Annotated in this window: 17 protein-coding genes; 16 read left to right on the forward strand and 1 reads right to left on the reverse strand. The window is 71.4% G+C overall.

The genetic code is table 11. The annotated features are described in order from the left end of the window. Positions 1-34: 34 nt before the first annotated feature. The gene (locus V9U70_RS02585; protein ID WP_336672770.1) at positions 35-598 is read right to left on the reverse strand and encodes a beta-class carbonic anhydrase; all 564 of its coding nucleotides are present in this window, start codon (positions 596-598) and stop codon (positions 35-37) included. A 427-nt stretch (positions 599-1025) separates the two neighbouring features. Between V9U70_RS02585 and rsmH the strand changes: the two genes are divergently transcribed. The 16 genes from rsmH to V9U70_RS02665 all read left to right on the forward strand — a co-directional run bounded on the left by rsmH (position 1026) and on the right by V9U70_RS02665 (position 19104). Continuing rightward, positions 1026-1991, forward strand: a complete 966-nt coding sequence (gene rsmH, locus V9U70_RS02590) for a 16S rRNA (cytosine(1402)-N(4))-methyltransferase RsmH (protein ID WP_336672771.1) — start codon at positions 1026-1028, stop codon at positions 1989-1991. A gap of 19 nt (positions 1992-2010) precedes the next feature. Beyond that, positions 2011-2649 carry a cell division protein FtsL gene (gene ftsL / locus V9U70_RS02595; RefSeq protein WP_336672772.1) on the forward strand — a complete coding sequence of 213 codons (639 nt, stop codon included), beginning with the start codon at positions 2011-2013 and terminating at the stop codon, positions 2647-2649. A 4-nt stretch (positions 2650-2653) separates the two neighbouring features. Further along, positions 2654-4636, forward strand: coding sequence for a peptidoglycan D,D-transpeptidase FtsI family protein (locus tag V9U70_RS02600; RefSeq protein ID WP_336672773.1), 1983 nt, complete (start codon positions 2654-2656; stop codon positions 4634-4636). A gap of 39 nt (positions 4637-4675) precedes the next feature. Continuing rightward, complete coding sequence (locus V9U70_RS02605; protein ID WP_336672774.1) at positions 4676-6394, forward strand: UDP-N-acetylmuramoyl-L-alanyl-D-glutamate--2,6-diaminopimelate ligase; 1719 nt, start codon at positions 4676-4678, stop codon at positions 6392-6394. Positions 6395-6398: 4 nt separating this feature from the next. Next, positions 6399-7820 carry a UDP-N-acetylmuramoyl-tripeptide--D-alanyl-D-alanine ligase gene (locus V9U70_RS02610; protein ID WP_336672775.1) on the forward strand — a complete coding sequence of 474 codons (1422 nt, stop codon included), beginning with the start codon at positions 6399-6401 and terminating at the stop codon, positions 7818-7820. Then, positions 7817-8887, forward strand: coding sequence for a phospho-N-acetylmuramoyl-pentapeptide-transferase (gene mraY / locus V9U70_RS02615; RefSeq protein WP_336672776.1), 1071 nt, complete (start codon positions 7817-7819; stop codon positions 8885-8887). Before V9U70_RS02610 ends, mraY begins: the two co-directional genes overlap by 4 nt. Next, complete coding sequence (murD, locus tag V9U70_RS02620; protein ID WP_336672777.1) at positions 8869-10311, forward strand: UDP-N-acetylmuramoyl-L-alanine--D-glutamate ligase; 1443 nt, start codon at positions 8869-8871, stop codon at positions 10309-10311. The genes mraY and murD overlap by 19 nt, the downstream gene beginning before the upstream one ends. A gap of 64 nt (positions 10312-10375) precedes the next feature. After that, positions 10376-11842 (forward strand): putative lipid II flippase FtsW, encoded by a 1467-nt coding sequence (gene ftsW / locus V9U70_RS02625; protein WP_336672778.1) that lies wholly within the window; start codon positions 10376-10378, stop codon positions 11840-11842. A gap of 6 nt (positions 11843-11848) precedes the next feature. Then, a complete protein-coding gene (gene murG, locus V9U70_RS02630) occupies positions 11849-12937 on the forward strand; it encodes an undecaprenyldiphospho-muramoylpentapeptide beta-N-acetylglucosaminyltransferase (protein ID WP_336672779.1) in 1089 nt (362 codons plus the stop codon). 62 nt (positions 12938-12999) lie between these two features. Then, entirely contained in the window at positions 13000-13794 is a 795-nt protein-coding gene (locus V9U70_RS02635) for a cell division protein FtsQ/DivIB (RefSeq protein ID WP_336672780.1), read from the forward strand. A 276-nt stretch (positions 13795-14070) separates the two neighbouring features. Continuing rightward, entirely contained in the window at positions 14071-15294 is a 1224-nt protein-coding gene (gene ftsZ / locus V9U70_RS02640) for a cell division protein FtsZ (RefSeq protein WP_336672781.1), read from the forward strand. Continuing rightward, positions 15291-16031, forward strand: a complete 741-nt coding sequence (gene pgeF, locus V9U70_RS02645; RefSeq protein ID WP_336672782.1) for a peptidoglycan editing factor PgeF — start codon at positions 15291-15293, stop codon at positions 16029-16031. Before ftsZ ends, pgeF begins: the two co-directional genes overlap by 4 nt. 6 nt (positions 16032-16037) lie before the next feature. Then, the gene (locus V9U70_RS02650; protein ID WP_336672783.1) at positions 16038-16757 is read left to right on the forward strand and encodes a YggS family pyridoxal phosphate-dependent enzyme; all 720 of its coding nucleotides are present in this window, start codon (positions 16038-16040) and stop codon (positions 16755-16757) included. Between the two features lie 125 nt (positions 16758-16882). After that, positions 16883-17512, forward strand: a complete 630-nt coding sequence (locus V9U70_RS02655; protein WP_336672784.1) for a cell division protein SepF — start codon at positions 16883-16885, stop codon at positions 17510-17512. A gap of 88 nt (positions 17513-17600) precedes the next feature. After that, positions 17601-17885 carry a YggT family protein gene (locus V9U70_RS02660; protein ID WP_006123846.1) on the forward strand — a complete coding sequence of 95 codons (285 nt, stop codon included), beginning with the start codon at positions 17601-17603 and terminating at the stop codon, positions 17883-17885. A 49-nt stretch (positions 17886-17934) separates the two neighbouring features. Continuing rightward, positions 17935-19104: a DivIVA domain-containing protein gene (locus V9U70_RS02665; RefSeq protein ID WP_336672785.1), complete on the forward strand. Its 1170-nt coding sequence runs from the start codon at positions 17935-17937 to the stop codon at positions 19102-19104. The last annotated feature ends 59 nt before the right edge of the window (positions 19105-19163 follow it).

A 19163-nucleotide genomic window follows, 5' to 3' on the forward strand; every position in this document is an offset into this window, starting at 1 on the left:
ACACGACAGAGAGCGGGAAATCGGGCGGGTGGGATCAGGAAGCCGAGTCGATCTCGCGCAGCAGGCCGGTGGTGACGTCGAAGACGAAGCCGCGCACGTCGTCGGTGTGCAGCAGGAACGGAGAGGTCCGTACGCGCTGCATCGACTGGCGTACGTCCTGATCGGCGTCCGAGTAGGCCTCCACCGCCCACACGGGGCGCTGGCCCACCTCGCGCTCCAGCTCCTGCCGGAAGTCCTCCGTGAGGGATTCGAGGCCGCAGTTGGTGTGGTGGATCAGGATGACGCTGCGGGTGCCGAGGGCCCGCTGGCTGATGGTCAGTGAGCGGATCACGTCGTCGGTGACGACGCCGCCCGCGTTGCGGATGGTGTGGCAGTCGCCGAGCTCCAGGCCCAGCGCCGCGTGCAGGTCGAGCCGGGCGTCCATGCAGGCCACCACGGCGACCTGGAGGACCGGGCGGGCGTCCATGCCCGGATCGCGGAAGCCCTTCGCGTACCGGGCGTTCGCACCGACCAGCTGGTCGATGACCTGACCGCCCTCGCGGACCGCTGCGGCGGAGGGCGTCACGGACTCGGCGGGGGAGTGAGCGGAAGTCGACATGGATATGACGTTAGCCTTCCCGTGTGGGGGATCGTGCTGTGAGAGCGGACAAAGAACGTCAACACACCCTGGTGTGAGCTAACCCACAACCCCTGACGAGGTGCGCCCGTTCGGGTGAGTTCTCCGCATCCGGACGGGTGGGACGACGCGCTGCCCGGTTCGTTGATCGCGCATCGATCGAATGGCAGGGTGGACTAAAGTAACGCGAAGTCACCATCCGCCCCCCGCCCGACGCTCCCATTGCACACCCCGCACCCCCTGCACATTCCGTTTTTCCCCCGTGATGTGCGGCGTACGTGCGGCCCGGCCCTCTCCCGCTCTGGGTCGGCCGACGCCCCTTCCCCGGCGCCGGCGGACCTCCCCTTCAGAGCGGGCGGGGACCAGGACGTACGTGCCGTCCGCGCGGGACAGAGCCTGAGAGGGCGCATTGAGCCAGACCCGACACGTCCCGGTGATGCTCCAGAGGTGTCTGGACCTGCTGGCCCCGGCTCTTCAGGACCCGGCCCACCCGGAACCCGTGGTCGTCGACTGCACCCTGGGCCTCGGCGGTCACAGCGAGGCCCTGCTCGCCGCCTTCCCCACCGCCCGGCTGATCGCCCTGGACCGCGACAAGGAGGCGCTGCGCCTCTCCGGCGAGCGGCTCGCCCCCTACGGCGAGCGGGCCACCCTCGTCCACGCCGTCTACGACGAGCTGCCCGAGGTCCTCGCGCGGCTCCGAGTCCCCAGGGTCCAGGGCGTGCTGTTCGACCTCGGGGTCTCCTCCATGCAACTGGACGAGGCCGACCGCGGATTCGCGTACGCCCAGGACGCCCCGCTCGACATGCGCATGGACCAGACGACCGGCATCGGCGCGGCCGAGGTGCTCAACACCTACCCGCCCGGCGAGCTGGTCCGCGTCCTGCGGCAGTACGGCGAGGAGAAGCAGGCCAAGCGGATCGTCTCCGCCATCGTGCGCGAGCGTGAGAGGGAGCCGTTCAGCAACAGCGCCCGGCTCGTCGAGCTGATCCGGGACGCGCTGCCGCAGGCCGCCAAGCGCACCGGCGGCAACCCCGCCAAGCGGACCTTCCAGGCCCTGCGCATCGAGGTCAACGGTGAGCTCAGCGTCCTGGAACAGGCCATCCCGGGAGCCGTCGGCAGCCTCGCCGCCGGCGGCCGGATCGCCGTCCTGTCCTACCAGTCGCTGGAGGACCGGCTGGTCAAACAGGTGTTCGCGGCGGGCGCCGCCAACACCGCGCCCCCCGGCCTGCCCGTCGTCCCCGAGCGCTACCAGCCCCGGCTGAAGCTGCTCACCCGGGGTGCGGAGCTGCCAACGGATGAGGAGGTCGCCGAGAACCGGCGCGCCGCCCCCGCCCGGCTGCGCGGCGCCGAGCGCATCCGCGAGGAGGAGCGATGAGCACCACGGGGGCCGAGCGGTGAGCAGGACGGCCGCATCGCTGAAGGGGCGGGCCGGCCGGCTCGCCCGGCTGCTGCCGTCCACGGGGCCCAGCACGGCGGCCCGTACGCCCTTCGTCCTGCTGGTCGTCCTTCTTCTGGGCGGCGGGCTCATCACCCTGCTCCTGCTGAACTCCGCGCTCAACGAAGGATCGTTCAGGCTCAGCGAACTGAAGCGGGAGACCACCGAGCGCACCGACGAGCAGCAGGCCCTCCAGCGCGACGTCGACAGCCGCTCCCAGCCGGACGCCCTGGAGCGCCGCGCCCGGGAACTGGGCATGGTCCCCGGCGGCAGCCCCGCCTTCCTCGACCCCGACGGCACGGTCCGCGGCGTCCCCACCCAGGCCACCGCCCCGCCGCCGAGCCCCACCCCGAGTGCCGACGCCACGGACTCACCGGAGCCCGGCGCCACCGCCAGCGGCGACCCGGCCGGCCCCGGCCCCTCAGGCTCCCCCTCGCCCTCCGCCTCCGGCACGCCCCCGACCTCGCCCTCCGGCATGTCGGGGGCCGCCCTCCGGCTCCCCGCCGGCCCCGCGGCGGCCGCCCCGGAGCCCGGCCCCCCGAGCGTCCCCGTCCCCGAGGCGGAGAGCACCCCGCCCCCGACGAGCCCCGGCAGGTGACGCAGTGCCGCCCAAGGAACCGCCGCGCCGCCGCGTGCCCGCCCCGCCCCGCCCCCGCAGGACGGCCGGCGGCCCCGCCCGCCCGGGCGCCCGGCGTTCGCGCCCCGCGACCGGGCGCGCCGGCGCCTCCGCGCGCGGCCGGACGCCGCGCTCCCTGCGCCTGGGCAGCCCGCGCCCCCGGCTGCGGCTGGTCGGCCTCGGCCTGACGCTGGTCATGCTGGCCTTCGTGGCCCGGCTGTTCCAGGTCCAGGCCGTCGACGCCGCCGCGTACTCGGCCAAGGCCGACAAGAACCGCTACCTGGAGTACACGGTCGCCGCCGAGCGCGGCGAGATCACCGACCGCAAGGGCGTCGCGCTCGCCACCAGCGTCGACGCGCACGACATCACCGCCGACCCCAAGCTGTTCACCCCCAAGGAGAGCAAGGTCCCCGACGCTCCCCAGCAGGCGGCGGCGCTGCTCGCCCCGATCCTCGGCAAGGACGCCGACGAGCTGGCCGAGAAGCTCTCCGCGCCCAAGCGCCGCTGGACCGTCCTGGCCCGTCGGCAGACCCCCCAGGTCTGGAAGCAGATCAAGGACCTCAAGGCCGTCTTCGCCGAGAAGGCCGCGGAGGACCGGCGGAACGGCGGCCCGGGGGCCGACGTCCTGGCGGGGGTCCTCCAGGAGCCGACCACCAAGCGGGTCTACCCCAACGGGGACCTCGCCGCCGGGATACTGGGATTCGTCAACGCCGACGGCAAGGGGGGCGGCGGCCTCGAAGCGCAGCTGGACGAGCAGCTCGCCGGCGAGGACGGCAAGATCCGCTACGCCCACGCCGGCGGCCGCCGCGTCCCCACCGCGGGAACCCGCGAGATCCCGGCCGTCCCCGGCTCCGACATCGAGCTGACGATCGACCGGGACATCCAGTGGGCCGCCCAGCGGGCCATCGCCGACCAGGTCGAGAAGTCCCAGGCCGACCGCGGCTACGTCATCGTGCAGAACACCAGGACCGGCGAACTGCTGGCCATGGCCAACGCCCCGGGCTACGACCCCAACGACCTCTCCCAGGCCACCTCCGCCTCCCTGGGCAACGCCGCCCTCCAGGACGTGTACGAGCCGGGCTCCACCAGCAAGGTGATGTCCATGGCCGCCGTGCTGGAGGAGAAGGCAGCCACCCCCAGCACCCACGTCACCGTCCCCAACCGGCTGCACCGGGGCGACCGGCTCTTCAAGGACGACGTCGACCACCCCACCTGGTATCTCACGCTCAACGGGGTCCTCGCGAAGTCCAGCAACATCGGCACCATCCTGGCGACCGGTCAGCTGGGCGGGTCCCAGGCCGAGTCCAACGAGATCCTCTACTCCTACCTGCGTAAATTCGGGCTCGGCAGCAAGACGGGACTGGGTTACCCCGGCGAGTCGCCGGGTCTGCTCGCCCCGCCGGAGGACTGGTCGACCTCGCAGCAGTACACGATCCCCTTCGGCCAGGGCCTCTCGCTCAACGCCGTCCAGGCCGCTTCGGTCTACTCCACCATCGCCAACGGCGGCGTCCGGATCGCCCCCACCCTCGTCCGCGGCGCCAAGGGCGCCGACGGACGGTTCTCCGCCGCCCCGGCAGCCAAGGAGAACCGGGTGGTCAGCGAGAAGACCGCCAAGACCCTCGCGGCGATGCTGGAGTCGGTCGTCGACGATGAGGAAGGCACCGGAACCAAGGCCGCGATCCCCGGCTACCGGGTCGCGGGCAAGACCGGCACCGCCAACCGGGTCGACCCGGTCCGCGGCGTCTACAAGGGCTACACCGCCTCCTTCGCGGGATTCGCCCCCGCCGACGATCCGCAGATCACCGTGTACTGCGCGATCCAGAACCCCACCAAGGGGAGCTACTTCGGCGGCCAGATCTGCGGCCCGATCTACAAGCAGGTCATGGAGTTCGCGCTCAAGACGCTCCAGACCCCCCCGTCCGGCAGCGAGCCGCCCCGGCTGCCGGTGTCCTTCAAACCCGGCGAGTGAACACGGGGATGCGCGAGCATCCCCTCAAGGGAACCCTCAGTGACAACCATCACCCCCGATCCCGGCAACCGGAACGAGAACCCCCGGAACCAGGACGCCTCGCTTCGCGAGACCCGGCCCCAGCCCGGTACGCTCACCGCCGTGCCCCACGCTGATCAGTCCCAAACCACCCAGAAGGACGCGCCTGTGACCTACCCGGGAGCGCCCCGACCGGACCGGCTCCGGCCCACCCCCCTCGCCGAGCTCGCCGACCGGCTCGGCATCGAAGCACCGCCGCGGGGTGAGGCCACCGGCATCACCCACGACTCACGGGCCGTGCGACCCGGCGACGTGTACGCGGCCCTCCCCGGCGCCCGCTTCCACGGCGCCGACTTCGCGGCCCAGGCGGCGGGCCTGGGCGCCGCCGCCGTCCTCACCGACCCCACAGGCGCCGAACGCGCCGCCGGAACCGGCCTGCCGGTCCTGGTCACGGAGGACCCGCGAGCCGTCATGGGCGAACTGGCCGCCGACATCTACGGGCGGCCCGGCATCGGCCTGCTCCAGATCGGCATCACCGGAACCTCCGGCAAGACCACCACCGCATATCTGGTCGAGGGCGGACTGCGCGCCGCCGGACGCCCCACGGGGCTGATCGGCACCGTCGAGATGCGGATCGGCGACGAGCGCATCAAGTCCGAGCGCACCACCCCCGAGGCCACCGACCTCCAGGCCCTGTTCGCCGTCATGCGCGAACGCGGCGTCGAGGCCGTCGCGATGGAGGTCTCCAGCCACGCCCTCGTGCTCGGCCGGGTCGACGCCTGCGTCTTCGACGTCGCGGTGTTCAACAACCTCAGCCCGGAGCACATGGAGTTCCACTCCGGCATGGAGGACTACTTCCAGGCCAAGGCCCAGCTGTTCACCCCGCAGCGCGCCCACCGCGGCGTCGTGAACTTCGACGACGAGTACGGACGCAGGCTGCTGACCGAGTCCGGCGTCCCGGTCACCAGCTTCTCCGCCGAGGGCCACCCGGACGCCGACTGGCACGCGGAGGACGTCGAGGTCGGGCCGCGGGACAGCACCTTCACCGCCGTCGGGCCCCAGGGCGAGCGGATCGCCGCCCGCGCCCCGCTGCCGGGTCCGTTCAACGTCGCCAACGCCCTCTCCGCGATCGTCACGCTGGCCGTCGCGGGCGTCGACCCGCAGACCGCCGCCGACGGCATCGCTGCCGTCCCCGGCGTCCCCGGCCGCCTGGAGCGGGTGGACGCGGGACAGCCGTATCTCGCCGTCGTCGACTACGCGCACAAGACCGACGCCGTCGAGTCGGTGCTGCGCTCCCTGCGCAAGGTCACAGAGGGCCGGGTGCACATCGTCCTCGGCTGCGGCGGCGACCGCGACACCACCAAACGCGGCCCGATGGGCGCCGCGGCCGCCCGCCTCGCCGACACCGCCGTACTGACCTCGGACAACCCCCGTTCCGAGGACCCCCTCGCCATCCTCGCCGCCATGCTCTCCGGAGCCGCGGAGGTGCCCGTCCACGAGCGCGGAGACGTGCTGGTCGACGCCGACCGCGCCTCGGCGATCGCCGCGGCCGTCGCCCGCGCGGAAGAGGGCGACACCGTCCTGGTGGCGGGCAAGGGGCACGAGCAGGGCCAGGACATCCACGGGGTGGTACGCACCTTCGACGACCGCGAGGTCCTGCACGCAGCCATCGAGCGGTCCCTGGGGCGCACCGGCGCCGCGGACCGTGCCCCTCACCCCGAGAACAACAGTCAGGGATGACCAAGTGATCACCCTTTCCCTCGCAGAGATCGCCGAAATCGTCGGCGGGCGGTCCTGCGACATACCGGACCCGGCAGTCACGGTGACCGGACCCGTCGTCATCGACTCCCGCGAGGTCGCGCCCGGCAGCCTCTTCGCCGCGTTCGCCGGCGAACGGGTCGACGGCCACGACTACGCGCAGCGCGCCGTGGAGGCGGGCGCGGCAGCCGTCCTGGCCGCCCGTCCCGTCGGTGTTCCGGCGATCGTCGTGGACGACGTCGTCGGAGCGCTCGGCGCGCTGGCCCGCGCCGTCGTGGAACGCCTCGGCACCGCGGTCGTCGGACTCACCGGGTCCGCCGGCAAGACGTCCACCAAGGACCTGATCGCCCAGCTCCTCCAGCACAAGGCCCCGACCGTCTGGACGCCCGGCTCCCTCAACAACGAGATCGGCCTGCCGATCACGGCGCTGCGCGCCACCTCGGAGACCCGGCACCTGGTCCTGGAGATGGGCGCCCGCGGCATCGGCCACATCCAGTACCTGGCCGGCCTCACCCCGCCCCGCATCGGTCTGGTCCTCAACGTCGGCAGCGCCCACCTCGGCGAGTTCGGCAGCCGGGAGGCCATCGCCCAGGCCAAGGGCGAACTGGTCGAGGTCCTCCCCGAGGACGGCTGTGCCGTGCTCAACGCCGACGACCCCCTCGTCCGCGCGATGGCCGCGCGCACGAAAGCCCGGGTCCTGCTCTTCGGAGAGGCCCCGGAAGCGGACGTACGGGGCGAGAAGGTCAGGATGACCGCCGACGGGCGCCCGGCCTTCGAGCTCCACACACCCACCGGGTGCAGCGACGTGACCTTGCGCCTGTACGGTGAGCACCACGTGTCGAACGCGCTCGCCGCGGCCGCCGTCGCCCATGAGTTGGGCATGTCCGTGACCGAGATCGCCGAAGGGCTCTCGGAGGCGGGCTCCCTCTCCCGCTGGCGCATGGAGGTCACCGAGCGTCCGGACGGTGTGACGGTCGTCAACGACGCCTACAACGCGAACCCCGAATCCATGCGAGCCGCACTGCGTGCGCTGGCCGCCATGGGCCAGGCCCGTCAGGGCGACGGGGGGCGCACCTGGGCGGTGCTCGGTCAGATGGCCGAGCTCGGTGACGCGTCGCTCGCCGAGCACGACGCGGTCGGACGGCTCGCCGTCCGGCTCAACGTCAGCAAGCTCGTCGCTGTCGGGGGGAGAGAAGCCTCCTGGCTGCAACTGGGCGCATATAACGAGGGTTCGTGGGGTGAGGAGTCGGTGCACGTGTCCGACGCACAGGCGGCCGTCGACCTGTTGCGCAGTGAACTGCGCCCGGGAGACGTCGTGCTGGTGAAGGCGTCCCGGTCGGTCGGCCTGGAAAGGGTCGCCCTGGCACTGCTGGAGAGCTCGACCGAGGGCGAGGTCGCCGGCCGATGAGGCAGATCCTCTTCGCGGGGGCCATCGGGCTCTTTCTGACCCTGGTCGGTACTCCGCTGCTGATCAAACTGCTGGCCCGCAAGGGATACGGGCAGTTCATCCGGGACGACGGCCCGCGCACGCACGGCAGCAAGAAGGGCACGCCCACGATGGGCGGCATCGCCTTCATCCTGGCGACGATCATCGCGTACATCCTCGCGAAGGTCATCACGGGTGAGGAGATGCGCTTCTCCGGCATCCTCGTCCTGTTCCTGATGGCGGGCATGGGCCTCGTCGGGTTCCTGGACGACTACATCAAGATCGTCAAGCAGCGCTCGCTCGGTCTGCGGGCCAAGGCGAAGATGGCCGGCCAGCTGATCGTCGGCATCGCCTTCGCGGTGCTCTCGCTCCAGTTCGCCGACTCCAGCGGCAACACCCCGGCCTCCACCCGGCTCTCGTTCGTCGAGGACTTCGGCTGGTCGATCGGCCCGGTGCTCTTCTGCGTCTGGGCGCTGTTCATGATCCTCGCCATGTCCAACGGCGTGAACCTCACGGACGGCCTGGACGGCCTGGCCACCGGCGCGTCGGTGATGGTCTTCGGCGCCTACACCTTCATCGGCCTCTGGCAGTTCCAGGAGTCCTGCGCCAACGCGGACACCCTGACCAACCCCAGCGCCTGCTTCGAGGTACGCGATCCCCTCGACCTCGCCGTCGTCGCCTCCGCCCTGATGGGCGCCTGTTTCGGCTTCCTGTGGTGGAACACCTCGCCCGCCAAGATCTTCATGGGCGACACCGGCTCCCTCGCCCTCGGCGGCGCGCTCGCGGGCCTCGCGATCTGTTCCCGCACCGAGTTCCTGCTCGCCATCCTCGGCGGCCTCTTCGTGATGATCACCATGTCCGTGGTCATCCAGGTCGGCTCGTTCAAGATGACCGGCAAGCGGGTGTTCCGGATGGCGCCGCTCCAGCACCACTTCGAACTCAAGGGGTGGTCCGAAGTCCTTGTCGTGGTCCGCTTCTGGATCATCCAGGGCATGTGCGTGATCGTCGGCCTCGGCCTCTTCTACGCGGGATGGGCAGCCAAGAAGTGAGCACCGTGGACTGGCAGGGCAAGCACGTCACCGTCGCCGGACTCGGCGTCAGCGGCATCCCGGCGGCCCGCGCCCTGCACCGGCGCGGAGCGGTCGTCACCGTCGTCAACGACGGCGACGACGACCGCTCCCGCGCGCAGGCGGCCGAACTGGAGGCGCACGGCATCACGGTGCGCCTCGGCGACGGCGCCACCCTGCCGCCGTCCACGGAACTCGTCGTCACCGCTCCCGGCTGGCAGCCGGACAAGCCGCTCTTCCTGGCTGCCGCCGAGGCGGGCGTCCCCGTCTGGGGCGACGTCGAACTCGCCTGGCGGCTGCGCGGAACGGACGGCAGGCCCGCCGCTCCCTGGCTCGCGGTCACCGGCACGAACGGCAAGACCACCACCGTACGGATGCTCGCCTCGATCCTGGAGGCGGCGGGCCTGCGGACCGCGGCCGTCGGCAACATCGGCGTCTCGCTGCTGGACGCGGTGCTCGACGAGGAGGGGTACGACGTCCTCGCCGTGGAGCTCTCCAGCTACCAGCTGCACTGGGCGCCGTCCCTGCGGGCCCACTCCGCCGCCGTCCTCAACCTGGCCCCGGACCACCTCGACTGGCACGGCTCGATGGAGGCGTACGCCGCCGACAAGGGTCGCGTCTACGAGGGCAACACGGTCGCCTGCGTCTACAACGCGGCAGACCCGGCCACGGAGGACCTGGTCCGCGGGGCCGACGTCGTGGAGGGCTGCCGGGCCATCGGTTTCACCCTGGGCGCCCCGGGCCCCTCGCAGCTCGGCGTCGTCGACGACATCCTCGTGGACCGGGCGTTCGTCCCCGACCGGCAGAAGCAGGCCCAGGAGCTGGCCGAGGTCGCCGACGTCAACCCGCCGGCCCCGCACAACATCGCCAACGCGCTGGCCGCCGCGGCCCTGGCCCGCGCCTTCGGCGTGGCGCCGGCCGCCGTACGCGACGGGCTGCGGGCCTTCCGCCAGGACGCCCACCGCATCGAACACGTCGCGGACCTCGACTCCGTCGCGTACGTCGACGACTCCAAGGCCACCAACACCCACGCCGCCGAGGCGTCCCTCGCCGCCTACGACTCCATCGTCTGGATCGCCGGCGGCCTGGCCAAGGGTGCCACGTTCGACGCCCTGGTGGCCGGAGCGGCGGAACGGCTGCGCGGGGTCGTGCTGATGGGCGCCGACCGGGCGCTGATCCGCGAAGCCCTGGAGCGACACGCCCCGAAGGTCCCGGTGGTCGACCTCGACCGGACCGACACTGGGGCGATGTCCGAAGCGGTCGCGCGCGCCGCCGAGCTGGCCGGGCCGGGCGATACGGTACTGCTGGCCCCGGCCTGCGCCTCGATGGACATGTTCGTCAACTACAACAAGCGGGGCGAGGCCTTCGCGGAGGCGGTCCGCGCACGCGCCGACGAGAGCGCCTGACCGACCGGGCTCCGCGCCCGGGGCCCGCGGGTCCCGGGTACGAGCAGTGGAGGGGACAGCGACCATGCCGGCCGACGAGAGGCCCGCCGTACGGCGACCGGACCGCGCACCGGCGTCCCGCCGGACCCGGGTCCCCCGCCCCTTCGCCGCGCGGCCGGCCCCCGCCGGTGTGCCGCTGCCCGCCGGGCCCGCCCCGCGCGGACGCCTGACCACCGGCTCCCGGCGGCCCGCCCCGCCCCGCAGCCCCGGGCGCGGCGGCTCGGGCCGGGGCGGCTTCGGCCCTCGCGGCCCGCGCCGCGGCGGCGTGCGCCGGAGCTACGAGCGGGCGCGACGGGCCTGGGACCGGCCCCTGACGGCCTACTACGTGATCCTCGGCTCCAGCCTCCTGATCACCGTGCTGGGCCTGGTGATGGTCTACTCCGCCTCGATGATCAAGGCGCTGGACATCAGCAAGCCCTCGACGTACTTCTTCGGCAAGCAGTTCGTCGCCGCCGTCATCGGGGGCGCGCTCATGCTGATCGCCGCCCGGATGCCGGTGAAGCTCCACCGGGCCCTGGCCTACCCGATGCTGACGGTCACCGTCTTCCTGATGATCCTGGTCCAGGTGCCGGGGATAGGGAAGTCGGTCAACGGCAACCAGAACTGGATCTACCTGGGCGGGCCCTTCCAGCTCCAGCCCAGCGAGTTCGGCAAGCTCGCCCTGGTCCTGTGGGGGGCGGACCTGCTCGCCCGCAAGCAGGGCAAGCGGTTGCTGACCCAGTGGAAGCACATGCTCGTGCCGCTCGTGCCGGTCGCCTTCCTGCTGCTCGGACTGATCATGCTCGGCGGCGACATGGGAACAGCGATCATTCTCACGGCGATCCTGTTCGGTCTGCTCTGGCTGGCCGGAGCGCCCACCCGGCTGTTCGCCGGAGTGCTCGGCTTCGCCGCCCTCCTCGCGTTCCTCCTGATCAGGACCAGCCCCAACCGGATGTCCCGGCTCGCCTGCATGGGCGTCAGCGAACCCGATCCGGAGGGCGGTTGCTGGCAGGCCGCACACGGGATCTACGCCCTGGCCTCCGGCGGATGGTTCGGTTCCGGGTTGGGTGCGAGTGTGGAAAAATGGGGGCAACTCCCCGAACCCCACACCGACTTCATCTTCGCCATCACCGGTGAGGAACTGGGTCTGGCGGGGACGCTGTCCGTGCTCGCCCTCTTCGCGGCTCTAGGCTATGCGGGTATCCGCGTGGCCGGACGCACGGAGGACCCCTTCGTCAGGTATGCCGCGGGAGGCGTGACCACCTGGATCACGGCCCAGGCCGTGATCAACATCGGTGCGGTGCTCGGCCTGTTGCCGATCGCCGGTGTCCCGCTCCCGCTGTTCTCCTACGGAGGGTCCGCCCTGCTGCCGACGATGTTCGCGGTCGGACTGATGATCGCCTTCGCGCGGGAGGACCCCGCCGCGAAGGCGGCCCTGGCCATGCGGAGGCCCGGGGTGAGATGGAAGACGATGAGACGGCGCGTCAAGAAGCGTCCGTCCGGAGAGCGGTGAATTTCGGTGCATGTCGTACTCGCCGGCGGGGGGACCGCTGGGCACATCGAGCCGGCGCTGGCCCTCGCAGACGCCCTGCGCAGGCAGGACCCGACCGTGGGAATCACTGCCCTCGGCACGGAACGCGGACTGGAGACCAGGCTCGTGCCCGAGCGGGGGTACGAGTTGGCCCTCATTCCGGCCGTCCCGCTGCCCCGCAAGCCCACTCCTGAGCTGATCACCGTGCCCGGGCGGCTGCGCGGCACCATCAAGGCCGCCGAGCAGGTCCTGGAGCGCACCGGGGCGGACTGCGTGGTCGGCTTCGGCGGCTACGTCGCGCTGCCCGGCTACCTCGCCGCCAAGCGCGCCGGGGTGCCGATCGTCGTCCACGAGGCCAACGCCCGCCCGGGGCTCGCCAACAAGATCGGCTCCCGGTACGCCCACGGGGTCGCCGTCTCCACCCCGGACAGCAAGCTCCGCGACGCCCGCTACATCGGCATCCCGCTGCGCCGCACGATCGCCACCCTGGACCGCGCCCAGGCCCGTCCGGAGGCGCGCGCCTCCTTCGGCCTCGACCCCAACCTGCCCACGCTGCTCGTCTCCGGCGGCTCCCAGGGCGCCCGCCACCTCAACGAGGTGGTCCAGCGGGTCGCGCCGCTGCTCCAGCGCTCGGGCATCCAGATCCTCCACGTGGTCGGTCCGAAGAACGAATTGCCGCGGGTCGACAACATGCCCGGAATGCCGCCCTACATCCCGGTACCGTACGTGGACCGGATGGACCTCGCGTACGCCGCGGCCGACATGATGCTCTGCCGGGCGGGCGCGATGACCGTCGCCGAACTCTCCGCCGTCGGGCTCCCCGCCGCCTACGTCCCGCTGCCCATCGGCAACGGCGAACAGCGGCTCAACGCCCAGCCGGTGGTCAACGCCGGAGGCGGCCTGCTGGTGGACGACGCGGCGCTCACCCCGGAATGGGTGCAGGCCAACGTCCTGCCGGTGCTCTCGGACCCCCACCGGCTGTACGAGATGTCCCGTGCGGCCGCGGAGTTCGGTCGGCGTGACGCCGACGACCTGCTCGTCGGCATGGTGTACGAAGCGATCGCCTCGCGCCGTTAGGCGTGCGGCGCGAGGCGGCGCGGACCCGGGGCGGGCGCCCCGGGTCCGGCGAAGGAGCGAGCGTGGCCGGACCGACGACCGCACAGCGCGGCGCACGAGGGCGGGCGGAAGCCGCCCCCCGGCCCCAGCGGACCGGCCCGGAGGAGCGCCGGATCAGCCGCCGTGCGCGGCTGGTCCTGGCCGCCGTGGCCGCCGCCCTGCTCGCCGCGTTCGTGCTGTGGGCGCTCTACGGCTCCTCCTGGTTCCGCGTCGAGCGGGTCAGCACGACCGGTGTCGAGGTGCTCACCCGCGAAGAAGTGGAAGCGGTTGCCGCCGCTCCGGTCGGCGCGCCGCTGGTCTCCGTGGACACCGACGGCATGGAGCGCAGACTGCGCCAGAAGTTGCCTCGTATCGACACGGTGGATGTCGTGCGGTCCTGGCCGCACGGCATCGGCCTTAAGGTGACGGAGCGGAAGCCGGTCCTGCTGGTGAAGAAGGGGTCGGGCTTCGTGGAAGTGGACGCCGACGGTGTGCGCTTCGCCACCGTGGACGAGGCCCCGGAGGGGGTGCCCCTGCTGGAGCTGACCCCCGAGCCCTCGGCGAGCCTTCGCCGGTTCGGCGCCGACCGCCTGGCCCAGGAGGCCGTCCAGGTCGCCGGCGGTCTTCCGGCGGGCCTCGCCAAGGACACGGAAGCCGTACGGGTTTCGTCGTACGACGCGATTTCCTTGCGGCTCACCCGGGATCGTGTGGTCATCTGGGGCAGTAGTGAGGACGGGCCGGTGAAGGCACGTGTTCTCGCCGCGCTCATGAAAGCCGCTCCCAAAGCGGGACACTTCGACGTAAGCGCCCCCACCGCCCCTGCGGTTTCGGCGAGTTGACGGGCGTTTGTGCTGGCCAGCACCCTGGTTGGTCAGCGCTACGGGTGATCACATAGGGTGAAAAGAAAAACGGGAGGTTCGGCGTGTTCGTTGAACGTGCGCCACTTGTCGACTTAGTGTCCTGTTCGGAAGAGTCCAAGAAGCAGACACACTGGTAACCCTAAACTTCAACGTTAGGGTTTGGGTCGGCGTTCGGACCGTCCCCATCGACATCAGTCGTCGCCGCGGGGCCACCGCAGAGCGACGACACGTAACTCGAGGCGAGAGGCCTTCGACGTGGCAGCACCGCAGAACTACCTCGCAGTCATCAAGGTCATCGGTGTCGGCGGCGGTGGTGTCAATGCCATCAACCGGATGATCGAGGTCGGCCTCAAGGGCGTTGAGTTCATCGCGATCAACACCGACGCGCAAGCGCTGTTGATGAGCGACGCCGACGTCAAGCTCGACGTCGGCCGCGAACTGACCCGGGGCCTCGGCGCCGGGGCCAATCCGGCCGTCGGTCGCAAGGCGGCAGAGGACCACCGTGAGGAGATCGAGGAGGTCCTCAAGGGGGCCGACATGGTCTTCGTCACCGCCGGAGAGGGCGGCGGCACCGGCACCGGCGGCGCACCCGTCGTCGCCAACATCGCGCGCTCCCTGGGCGCGCTGACGATCGGTGTGGTCACCCGGCCGTTCACCTTCGAGGGCCGCCGGCGCGCGAACCAGGCGGAGGACGGCATCGCCGAGCTCCGCGAAGAGGTCGACACTCTCATCGTCATCCCCAACGACCGCCTGCTGTCCATCTCGGACCGTCAGGTCAGCGTGCTCGACGCCTTCAAGTCGGCCGACCAGGTACTGCTCTCGGGCGTCCAGGGCATCACCGACCTCATCACCACCCCCGGGCTGATCAACCTCGACTTCGCCGACGTGAAGTCGGTCATGTCCGAGGCCGGATCGGCGCTCATGGGCATCGGCTCGGCACGCGGCGACGACCGCGCGGTGGCGGCGGCCGAGATGGCGATCTCCTCGCCGCTCCTGGAGGCGTCCATCGACGGCGCCCGGGGCGTCCTGCTCTCCATCTCCGGCGGCAGCGACCTCGGTCTCTTCGAGATCAACGAAGCGGCCCAGCTGGTGAGCGAGGCGGCTCACCCCGAGGCCAACATCATCTTCGGCGCCGTCATCGACGACGCCCTGGGCGACGAGGTACGGGTCACGGTGATCGCCGCGGGCTTCGACGGCGGACAGCCGCCGGCCCGCCGGGAGAACGTCCTCGGCGCGAACACGAACAAGCGGGAGGAGCCGGCCGCCCCGGCCAGGGCCGCCGCAGAGCCGGTCCGCCCGTCGGGCGGTCTCGGTTCCGTGCCCCCGCGAGAGGAGAGCCCGGCCCCGGCCGAGCCCGCCCCGGCGCCGGCGTCGACCGAGAGCGCGCTTCCGCCGGTCTCCCCGCCGCACGTCCCGCCGGCCCGTCCCTACCAGGACGCCCAGGCCGAAGAGCTGGATGTCCCGGACTTCTTGAAGTGATAGGCCAGCACGCGACGGCACTCGCCACGGGCAGCGCTCATTTCGCCTTCACCGACCGGTGGGGCGGGGTGAGCGCTGCTCCGTACGACGAGCTGAACCTCGGCGGAGCGGTCGGTGACGACCCCGCCGCCGTTCGCGAGAACCGCGGACGCGCCGCCCGCCATTTCGGTCTCGACCCGGCCCGTGTCGTCTGGATGAACCAGGTGCACGGCCGGGACGCGGCGGTCGTGGAAGGGCCCTGGGGCGCGGAAGAGGAGGTTTTGGCAGTGGACGCGGTGGTGACCGCCCGACGCCGGCTGCCGCTCGCGGTGCTGACCGCCGACTGCACCCCCGTTCTGCTCGCCGACCCGGACGCGGGAGTGGTCGCAGCGGCGCACGCCGGGCGGCCGGGGCTGGTCGCCGGAGTCGTTCCGGCTGCGGTCGAGGCGATGGTCGCGCTGGGCGCACGCCCCTCCCGGATCACCGCGCACACCGGGCCGGCCGTCTGCGGACGGTGCTACGAGGTCCCGCACGAGATGCGGGCCGAGGTCGCCGAGAGCGTTCCCGGAACATGGGCCGAGACGAGTTGGGGTACTCCGGCGGTGGACGTCACCGGCGGGGTGCACGCCCAGCTCGCCGCGCTCGGTGTGCGCGACCGGCACCGTTCGCCCGTCTGCACCCGGGAATCGGGCGACCACTTCTCGTACCGCCGCGACCGCACCACCGGGCGGCTCGCCGGATATGTCTGGTTGGACTGATAGGGCATGACGGATCGTAAGGATCAACTCGCGGCGAACCTGGCACAGGTGGAGGAAAGGATCTCCTCCGCCTGCGCCGCGGCCGGCCGCGGTCGCGAGGACGTGACCCTGGTCGTGGTAACCAAGACCTACCCGGCGAGCGATGTGCGCATTCTGCATGAACTCGGTGTGCGTCATGTCGCGGAGAATCGTGACCAGGACGCGGCGCCGAAAGCCACCGCTTGTGCGGATCTTTCCCTGACATGGCACTTTGTCGGACAGTTGCAGACGAACAAGGTTCGTTCTGTGACGAGTTATGCCGATGTCGTGCAGTCGGTGGACCGCGCCAAGCTGGTCACCGCCCTTTCTGCCGCCGCGGTGCGGGCGGAGCGGGAGACCGGCTGCCTCATCCAGGTCGCCCTGGACGCGGAGAGCGGCGAGCGGGGCGAGCGCGGGGGCGTCGCGCCGGACGGGATCGAGGAGTTGGCGGCCGCGGTGGACGCGGCCCCCGGCCTCCGGCTCGACGGTCTGATGACCGTGGCGCCGCTGTCCGGACCGTTTGCCGGACGGCAACGGGCCGCCTTCGACCGGCTGATGGAATACGCGTCCCGCCTGCGCGCCGAGCGTCCGGCTGCGAACATGGTCTCCGCCGGAATGAGCGGGGATCTGGAGGACGCGGTGGCGGCGGGAGCGACACATGTCCGCGTCGGTACGGCGGTGCTCGGAGACCGACCCCGGCTCGGGTAACGTCGCGAAGCAAGTCGGACCACAGCAGAAAATATGGTCATTCCCAGCCACAGCGGGCAGACCACCGTGGATCGCGGGCACTTGGTGACGAATGCCGATCCACCACAGAGCGGAGGACTCGGAGCATGGCCGGCGCGATGCGCAAGATGGCGGTCTACCTCGGCCTCGTGGAGGACGATGGGTACGACGGTCCGGGGTTCGACCCCGACGACGAATTCGAACCTGAGCCGGAGCCCGAGCGCGACCGGCGACGGCATCAGCCCCCGCACCAGGTCGACCGGGAACGCGAGCGCGAGCGCGAAAGGGACGAACCGGTACGAGCGGTACAGCCGCCCGCTCAGCGGGAGCCGGTTCAGCTCCCCGCGGAAAGCGGGCGACCCGCCCGGATCGCCCCCGTGGCATCCATCACACCTGAACGTCCGAACATGGAGAAGAACGCACCGGTGATCATGCCCAAGGTCGTGTCGGAGCGGGAGCCGTACCGCATCACCACGCTGCACCCCCGGACCTACAACGAGGCCCGTACCATCGGGGAACACTTCCGTGAGGGCACTCCGGTGATCATGAATCTCACGGAGATGGACGACACGGACGCGAAGCGACTTGTCGACTTTGCTGCAGGACTCGTCTTCGGTCTCCATGGCAGCATTGAGCGCGTGACGCAGAAGGTGTTCCTGTTGTCGCCTGCTAACGTCGATGTCACGGCGGAGGACAAGGCCCGCATCGCAGAGGGCGGATTCTTCAACCAGAGCTGAGAACAACATCGGGAACGACCCGGCCGCGAGGCCGGTGCCGGCCGGAAGGCCGGAGCTACGAGAGCCAGGGGAGAGGGAAGCGCGGGACATGGGCGTCGCACTGGATGTGGTCTATATCGCGCTGATGTGTTTCCTCATCGTGCTGATCTTCCGGCTGGTCATGGACTACGTCTTCCAGTTCGCACGTTCATGGCAACCCGGCAAGGCGATGGTGGTCGTACTGGAGGCCACTTACACTGTCACCGATCCACCGCTCAAGCTTCTGCGGCGGTTCATTCCGCCGCTGCGTCTCGGGGGCGTGGCACTCGACCTGTCCTTCTTCGTTCTGATGATCATCGTCTACATCCTGATCAGCGTTGTGGTCAGGTTGTGAGCGATACGGTCCTGCCGACTGCCGACGACTACGTAGAGGTGAAGAAGAGATGCCGTTGACCCCCGAGGACGTGCGGAACAAGCAGTTCACGACCGTCCGCCTCCGAGAAGGCTATGACGAGGACGAGGTCGATGCCTTTCTCGACGAGGTCGAATCGGAGCTGACCCGTCTGCTCCGTGAGAACGAGGACCTGCGCGCCAAGCTGGCCGCCGCGACGCGCGCCGCCGCGCAGAACCAGCAACAGCAGCAGCAACAACAGCAACAGCAGCAGCAGGGTATGCGGAAGCCTCCGGAGCAGCAGGAACGCCCGGGTGCTCCCGTGCCCGCCGCCATATCTGGACCGCCGCAGCAGCAGCAGCCCCCGCAGATGGGTCCGCCCCAACTGCCCGGTGGAGCGCCGCAGCTGCCCGCAGGTCCCAGCGGTCACGGTCCCCAGGGCGGCCATGGCCCCGGTCCGCAGGGCCAGCACGGCCCCGGCCCGATGCAGGGAGGACCCCTCGGCGGCCCCATGGGCGGCCCGATGGGGCACAACCCGCAGCAACAGCAGCAGATGCAGCCGCCCCAGATGCAGCAGCAGATGCAGCAGCAGGGGCAGGGCCCCGGCGGCGACAGCGCCGCCCGTGTCCTCTCGCTCGCGCAGCAGACCGCCGACCAGGCGATCGCGGAGGCCCGTTCCGAGGCAAACAAGATCGTCGGCGAGGCGCGCAGCCGGGCCGAGGGCCTGGAGCGCGACGCCCGTGCCAAGGCCGACGCCCTGGAGCGGGACGCGCAGGAGAAGCACCGCGTGGCGATGGGCTCGCTGGAGTCGGCCCGCGCGACGCTGGAGCGCAAGGTCGAGGACCTGCGCGGCTTCGAGCGCGAGTACCGCACGCGGCTGAAGTCCTACCTGGAGAGCCAGCTGCGTCAGCTGGAGACCCAGTCGGACGACTCGCTCGCCCCGCCGCGGACTCCTGCGGCAGCCTCGCTGCCGCCGTCCCCCTCGCTGGCCCCGGCCGGTGCGGGAGCGATGGGCCACTCCATGGGCAGCTCCAACCACGGCGGCCAGCAGATGGGCGGCAGCCAGTCGATGGGCGGCGCCCCGTCCTACGGCGGTCAGCAGCAGATGGCGCCCGCGATGACGCAGCCCATGGCGCCGGTGCGGCCGCAGGCCCCGCAGCCGATGCAGCAGCAGGCCCCTTCGCCGATGCGCGGGTTCCTGATCGACGAGGACGACAACTGAGCGGTGCGCGCTCGCTGAGCGCGTAGCCGTCGGCAGGCAGAGGGCCGGGCCCCGGGGAC

Origin of the sequence: Streptomyces pratensis (genome assembly GCF_037137275.1) — a bacterium.
GTDB lineage: Bacteria > Actinomycetota > Actinomycetes > Streptomycetales > Streptomycetaceae > Streptomyces > Streptomyces pratensis_B.

Coding starts and splice junctions, on each gene's coding strand:
- V9U70_RS02585 (WP_336672770.1), bottom strand. CDS start 598: ATGTCGACTTCCGCTCACTCCCCCGCCGAGTCCGTGACGCCCTCCGCC.
- mraY (WP_336672776.1), top strand. CDS start 7,817: ATGAGGCAGATCCTCTTCGCGGGGGCCATCGGGCTCTTTCTGACCCTG.
- murD (WP_336672777.1), top strand. CDS start 8,869: ATGGGCAGCCAAGAAGTGAGCACCGTGGACTGGCAGGGCAAGCACGTC.
- ftsW (WP_336672778.1), top strand. CDS start 10,376: ATGCCGGCCGACGAGAGGCCCGCCGTACGGCGACCGGACCGCGCACCG.
- V9U70_RS02650 (WP_336672783.1), top strand. CDS start 16,038: ATGACGGATCGTAAGGATCAACTCGCGGCGAACCTGGCACAGGTGGAG.
- V9U70_RS02655 (WP_336672784.1), top strand. CDS start 16,883: ATGGCCGGCGCGATGCGCAAGATGGCGGTCTACCTCGGCCTCGTGGAG.
- V9U70_RS02660 (WP_006123846.1), top strand. CDS start 17,601: ATGGGCGTCGCACTGGATGTGGTCTATATCGCGCTGATGTGTTTCCTC.
- V9U70_RS02665 (WP_336672785.1), top strand. CDS start 17,935: ATGCCGTTGACCCCCGAGGACGTGCGGAACAAGCAGTTCACGACCGTC.